Annotated in this window: 7 protein-coding genes and 1 pseudogene; 2 read left to right on the top strand and 6 right to left on the bottom strand. The window is 74.7% G+C overall.

The genetic code is table 11. The annotated features are described in order from the left end of the window. A pseudogene (locus tag PLP61_RS14650) lies at window positions 1–209 on the top strand (amidohydrolase); the annotation flags it as partial. A 21-nt stretch (window positions 210–230) separates the two neighbouring features. Here the strand turns inward: PLP61_RS14650 and PLP61_RS14645 are convergent. From PLP61_RS14645 to PLP61_RS14630, 4 genes are all read right to left on the bottom strand, one after another. Continuing rightward, complete coding sequence (locus PLP61_RS14645) at window positions 231–632, bottom strand: nuclear transport factor 2 family protein (RefSeq protein ID WP_324503489.1); 402 nt, start codon at window positions 630–632, stop codon at window positions 231–233. 100 nt (window positions 633–732) lie between these two features. Continuing rightward, window positions 733–1,575 carry a carbohydrate kinase family protein gene (locus PLP61_RS14640; protein WP_324503488.1) on the bottom strand — a complete coding sequence of 281 codons (843 nt, stop codon included), beginning with the start codon at window positions 1,573–1,575 and terminating at the stop codon, window positions 733–735. Between the two features lie 44 nt (window positions 1,576–1,619). Further along, on the bottom strand, window positions 1,620–2,015 hold the full coding sequence (locus PLP61_RS14635) for a PPOX class F420-dependent oxidoreductase (protein ID WP_324503487.1): 396 nt from the start codon (window positions 2,013–2,015) through the stop codon (window positions 1,620–1,622). Between the two features lie 52 nt (window positions 2,016–2,067). Then, on the bottom strand, window positions 2,068–2,436 hold the full coding sequence (locus tag PLP61_RS14630) for a PIN domain-containing protein (protein WP_324503486.1): 369 nt from the start codon (window positions 2,434–2,436) through the stop codon (window positions 2,068–2,070). An 82-nt stretch (window positions 2,437–2,518) separates the two neighbouring features. On the opposite strand from PLP61_RS14630, the gene PLP61_RS14625 reads away from it, so the two are divergent. After that, window positions 2,519–3,505 carry an NAD-dependent epimerase/dehydratase family protein gene (locus tag PLP61_RS14625; protein ID WP_324503485.1) on the top strand — a complete coding sequence of 329 codons (987 nt, stop codon included), beginning with the start codon at window positions 2,519–2,521 and terminating at the stop codon, window positions 3,503–3,505. Here PLP61_RS14625 and PLP61_RS14620 read toward each other — a convergent pair whose 3' ends face one another. Then, complete coding sequence (locus tag PLP61_RS14620; RefSeq protein ID WP_324503484.1) at window positions 3,506–4,549, bottom strand: serine hydrolase domain-containing protein; 1,044 nt, start codon at window positions 4,547–4,549, stop codon at window positions 3,506–3,508. 87 nt (window positions 4,550–4,636) lie between these two features. Continuing rightward, a partial coding sequence (locus PLP61_RS14615) for a sterol desaturase family protein (protein ID WP_324503483.1) occupies window positions 4,637–5,388 on the bottom strand: 752 nt, incomplete at its 5' end.

Raw genomic sequence — 5,388 nt, 5'->3', positions numbered from 1 at the left:
CCGAGTCGCTCACCCCGGCCCAGGCGCTGGCGGCCAGCACCGACGGGGCCGGCACCGTCGGGGTCGGCTCGCGGGGCGACCTGGTCCTGCTGGAGGCCGACCCGCTGGCCCCGGCGGAGGACTCGGCCGGCGCCGCCGCCACGCTGCGGGAGATGCGGGTCGCCGCGACGATCCTGGGCGGGCGGCCGACGTACTCCGCCCTCCCCTGAGCGACCCGCCAAGGTGCGGGGTCAGGAGCCCTGGAAGTCCAGCGCCTCCTGCTGGATCCGGTCGAAACGTGCGCCCATCGCCGCGGCGAGCGCCTGGGCGCCCGACAGCGGCCGGACCATCACCATGAGGTCGTCGATGAGCCCGTGGTCGTCGACGTGCAGGAAGTCGCACCCCGTGACCTCCTTGCCGTCAACGGTGGCCGTGAACACCAGCGCGGAGTCTCGGCCGTCGGGGCTGACGATCTCCCGCACGTAGCGGAAGTCCTCGAAGACCTGCAGCACGCCGTGCAGGATCGCCGCGGTGATCGGCTTGCCGTCGTACGGCTTGAACGCCACCGGACTGGTGAACCGGACGTCGTCGGCGAGCAGCGCCCGCACCGCGTCGAGGTCCCTGGACTCCACGGCCTCGCGGAACGCACGCATGGCCTCTCCTGTCTCGTCGCGGGTGGGTGTGGTCGAGGGTACGGCGACCGGCAGGCCGCCGACCTGGGGGGGTGAGCAGGACCCGCCGTCGTACCGGGGCCTACGGGGCGAGTCCCGGCGACCGGACGGCCCGGGCGGCCTGCCGGTGGCCGGCGGCCAGGCACTCCTCGACGCTCCCGCCCGCGAGGTGGCGGACCAGGAAGCCGGCGAAGAACGCGTCCCCCGCCCCGTTGACGTCCACCACGTCGGCGACCGTCTCGGCCGGTCGGTGCCACTCGCCCCGGGCGGTGACGGCCAGCGCCCCCCGGGCCCCCTGCGTGCAGACCACCAGGCTCGCGCCCCGGTCCAGGCAGGCGCGCATGAAGGGCGCCGGGGCGGCCATCGCGTCGTCGCTGAGGAACACCACGTCGGCCGCGTCGACCCAGGGCCGGTGGAAGGACGCCGCCCCGTCGTAGTCGTGCAGGTCGCACCACACGGGCTTCCCCAGGCGACGGGACTCGTCGAGCCAGGGTCGCGCGGAGTCGGCCAGATCGACGACCGCCACGTCGCAGTCGGCGAGGGCCCGGCGTGCCGCGTCGCCGTGGACCTCGGCGGCCGGCGCCGGGAGGTCGAGGTAGATCGACAGCCGACGCCCGTCGGCCGCCATCAGGTTGAGGTGGCGCTCGCTCGGGCCGTGGGCGTGCTCGGCCAGCACGGCGACGCCGGGCACCTGCAGCGCCCGGAGGATCCGCGCGGCGTACTCGTCGGAGCCGACCTGGGTGCGCAGGGTGACCGCGCAGCCGAGGTCGGCCAGGTTCAGCGCCTTGCCCGCCGAGGTGCCGCCCAGCCGGTCTCGGTGTCCGCGCGCGATCACCATCTGCGGCCTGGGGTCGGGGAGGCGGTCCAGGTCGACCATGGTGTTCCACGACACCGGCCCGGTCACGAACACCCGCGGTGCGCCCATGCACCCATGGTCCCGCACCGGCTTTCCCGAGCCGGGGCCCGGCCTCAGACGGTGATCCGGATGCCGGCCCCCTGGCTGGTGGTCTTGCCGAGCAGCCGGTAGGCCATCCCCACCAGGTGGAACCCCACGCCGTACTTCTCCTTGATCAGCCCGCCGATCCGGTCCGCCTCGACGGGATCGGTGACCAGCTCCGCCGTCGCCTCCAGCTCGCGGGCACCCTTCTTCAGCCGCCCCCGGCCGTCGCACGGCGCGACCAGGACCCGGGTGGTGTGGCGCAGGCGCTTGACCTTCCCGGAGTCCGGCGAGGTGGTCACCACCACGAAGTCCCCGTCCCGGGCCAGCCACACCGGGGTGGGCACTGGTGTGCCGTCCTTGCGGAAGGTGGTCAGCCGCAGGTACGTCGCCCGGCCCAGCACGTCGAGGGCCGCCTGGTTGGTCATCAGGGCCTCCTTCTGCCTCCTCGAGCCTACGCCGCGTCGGCCGACCCGCGGGTCAGAGCAGGTCGAGGAGCCAGGACGGGCTGCGCACGGTCGCCTCGACCCCGGCCACCCGCGCGGCCAGCGCCCGGTCGGCGGTGACCACCGAGACCCGGTGGCCGCGGCCCGCGGCGTCGCGAGCCGCCCGCACGATGGCGGAGTCACCGTCGCGGGGCGCGTGGACGGTCTGCACGTGGAGGTCCCAGCCCGCCCGGACCCCCCTCTTGGCCTGCCCCTCGAGCACCAGGACGATCTCGTCGCCCGGCACGTCGGCCACCACCAGCCGGGCGTGCAGCCTCGCAGCGGCGCCGGCGCGGTCGCGCCACCAGCCGTCCGGGGTGGCGCCGACGACGTTCGCGCCGTCCACCACCAGGACCTCGCCCACGTGCCCCTCCTGCCGGCCGGCTCACCCACGTCCTCGCGCCGCGAGCCTACGACGCAGGGCCACGAGGTGGTTGGATGGCGCGATGCGGCTCTTGGTGATCGGCGGGACGAGGTTCGTCGGGAAGCACGTCGTGGCAGCGGCCCTGGCCGACGGGCACGAGGTGACGCTGCTGCACCGCCGCAGCAGCGACCTCTTCCCCGCAGCCACCCACCTGCTCGCCGACCGCGACGGCGACCTGTCCGTGCTCGCCGACGGCGAGTGGGACGCCACCGTGGACGTGTGCGCCTACCACCCCGGCCAGGTCCGCTCGCTGGCCGCCGCCCTGGGCGGCCGCGGCGGGCACCACCTGCTGGTCTCCACGGTCTCGGTGTACGCCGACCCGCCCGGCCCCGACGCCACCGAGGACGCCGCGCTGCTGCCGCCGGCGGGTCCCGACGTCTCCCGGGTCACCCCGGAGACCTACGGCCCGCTGAAGGTCGCCTGCGAGGCCGCGGCGGCACAGGCGTACGGCGAGCAGGGGCTCGCGGTGGTCCGGCCGACCCTGGTCATCGGGCCCGACGACTACACCGGCCGGTACCCGTGGTGGGTGCGCCGGATGGTGCGTGGCGGTGAGGTGCTGGCGCCCGGGCCGGCCGACCAGCCGATCCAGGTCGTCGACGCGCGGGACCTGGGCGCCTTCGTCGTGCACCTGGTCACCCACGGGACCGCCGGGACCTTCAACGCCGCGCGGCCTTGGCTGCACTGGTCGGAGCTGCTCGAGGCGACCGCGGCACCGGCACCGGCCGGGACCGGACTCACCTGGGTCGATGCCGAGTGGCTGGTGGCGCAGGGGGTGACCGGGGCGCAGATCCCCTTCTGGACCGAGGGGCAGAAGGAGTGGTCACTGGCCGTGTCCGGCGTCCGGGCCGAGGCCGCCGGGCTGCGCCACCGCCCGCTCGCGGAGACCGTCCGGGACACCGCGGCCTGGGCCGGCGACGACGTGCTGGTCGAGGGGCTGGGGCTCGCACCCGACCGGGAGGCCGAGCTGCTCGCGACCTGGGGCAGGGCACGCCCCGGGCCGGTCGGGTAGTCAGCCGGGCTGCTCGACGAGCTCGACCAGCGTGCGGTAGAGCGACTGGAGGGTGAAGTTGTCGTTGGCGAGGATCGCGAGCGTGGTGTCGGTCGCGGGCCAGTGCCAGCCGTGGCACTCGAAGCCGGGGTCGAACCCGGTGTGGCCGATGCGGAGGGTGTCCCCGGAGCCGACCAGCCAGACGCCGTACCCGTAGGCGTCCCCGTCGTCGTCCGCCGCCACCGGCGTGAGCAGCCGCTGGCGCATCCCCGGCACGACCTCGTCGCGCGCGTAGGCACGTAGGAAGCCCACCATCTCGGCTGCGGTCAGGTAGGCACCGCCGTCCGGCCCGCCGACCGGCGGCAGGCTGTAGACGTTGGTACGCCGGGGCGCGCCCGGCCGTCCCGGTGGGAGGTAGCCGACGGCGACCTCGGGGTGCACCTCGTCCAGCGCCGGGAAGGGCAGCCGGACGCCGAGCGGCTCCAGGAGGCGCTCGGTGACGACGGACCGGTAGGGCCGACCGGTCACGTGCTCGATCACCAGCCCGAGCAGGACGTACCCGGTGCTGGAGTAGGCCAGCGGCGCCGGCGCGGGGTGCGCCGTGACCCGCTCGAGGAGCGGGAGGAAGTCCGTCACCTCGCGCAGGCCGTCGATCGGGCGGCCGCGCAGCACCGGACGGAAGATCTCCACCTCCCTCTCGGCCAGCTCGTCCTCCTCCAGGTAGTCCGCGATCCCGGACGTGTGCGACAGGAGGTGGTGCACGGTGACCTCAGGTCGCAGCCAGGCGGGGGCGTTCGACGTCGGCAGCACCTCGCGCACGGGGGTGTCGAAGGCGAGCCGGCCCTCGGCGACCAGGCCCGCCACCGTGCAGGCGGTGAACATCTTGGTGAACGACGCCACCCCGAAGCGGGTGCCGGCGGTGACCGGGACCTGGTGGCTGCGCTCGGCGTACCCGAAGCAGGCCTCGACCAGGAGGGCGTCCCCGCGGCGGAGCAGCACCTGGCCGGAGAACCCGTCGGCCCGGGCCAGGTCGGCGACCCGGTCTGCCAGCCCGGACCAGGTCATCTGCCCATGATTGCCCTCGCCCGCCCGGGCTGCCACCGGGTTTCGTCCCGGCCCGGTCGCCCCGGCGGCCGAGCCGTCACCCCGTCGTCACACCGGGCGCCGGGCGTAGGCCCACCCGGGTGCGCGGAGCAGGAACGACCACCGGTCCCGCCAGCTCGCCGCCGAAGCGACGTCGGTCGCGATGTCGCGCCACTCGTGGGTGGCGATCCGGACCGGGTCGTAGGTGTGGATGTTGCGGGTGAGCCCGTAGACGACCGGCTCGTCCTCCGGCTCGAAGGTGCCGAAGAGGCGGTCCCAGACGATGAGGATGCTGCCGTGGTTGCGGTCCAGGTACTGCCGGTTCGAGCCGTGGTGCACCCGGTGGTGGGAGGGGGTGTTCAGCACCTTCTCCAGCCAGCCGATCCGGCGGACCGCCTCGGTGTGGATCCAGAACTGGTAGATCAGGTTGAGGCCGCGGGCCTGCTCGATGAGGGCCGGACGGACGCCGAGCAGCGCGAGCAGCCCGTACGGCACGGTGAGCGTGACCCCTTCGGCGACCGGCTGCCGCAGCGCCGTCGACAGGTTGTACCGCTCGCTGGAGTGGTGCACGACGTGCACGGCCCAGAGCCAGCGGCTCTCGTGGCTGAGCCGGTGGTTCCAGTAGTAGATGAAGTCCCAGCCGAGGATGGCGGCCGCCCAGGCCGCCGTCCCGGTGCCGAGATCCAGGCGAGTGCGGGCGAACAAGCTGCGGCCGGACGTCATGGCAGCCCAGGTGGTCGAGGCGGCCAAGGCGGCGGAGAACACCGCCGTCACCGCCAGGCCGCCCTGGGCGCGGCGCAGGGCGGGCCGGGCGGCAGGGG

Origin of the sequence: Nocardioides sp., from assembly GCF_035429765.1 — a bacterium.
Classification (GTDB): domain Bacteria; phylum Actinomycetota; class Actinomycetes; order Propionibacteriales; family Nocardioidaceae; genus Nocardioides.
Note: the sequence above shows the minus strand (reverse complement) of the source record. Positions and strands in the feature narration are given on the sequence as shown.

Bases quoted from the DNA above. Each gene is read 5' to 3' on its own strand.
- PLP61_RS14645 (WP_324503489.1), bottom strand. From the start codon at position 632: ATGCGTGCGTTCCGCGAGGCCGTGGAGTCCAGGGACCTCGACGCGGTG.
- PLP61_RS14640 (WP_324503488.1), bottom strand. From the start codon at position 1,575: ATGGGCGCACCGCGGGTGTTCGTGACCGGGCCGGTGTCGTGGAACACC.
- PLP61_RS14635 (WP_324503487.1), bottom strand. From the start codon at position 2,015: ATGACCAACCAGGCGGCCCTCGACGTGCTGGGCCGGGCGACGTACCTG.
- PLP61_RS14625 (WP_324503485.1), top strand. From the start codon at position 2,519: ATGCGGCTCTTGGTGATCGGCGGGACGAGGTTCGTCGGGAAGCACGTC.
- PLP61_RS14620 (WP_324503484.1), bottom strand. From the start codon at position 4,549: ATGACCTGGTCCGGGCTGGCAGACCGGGTCGCCGACCTGGCCCGGGCC.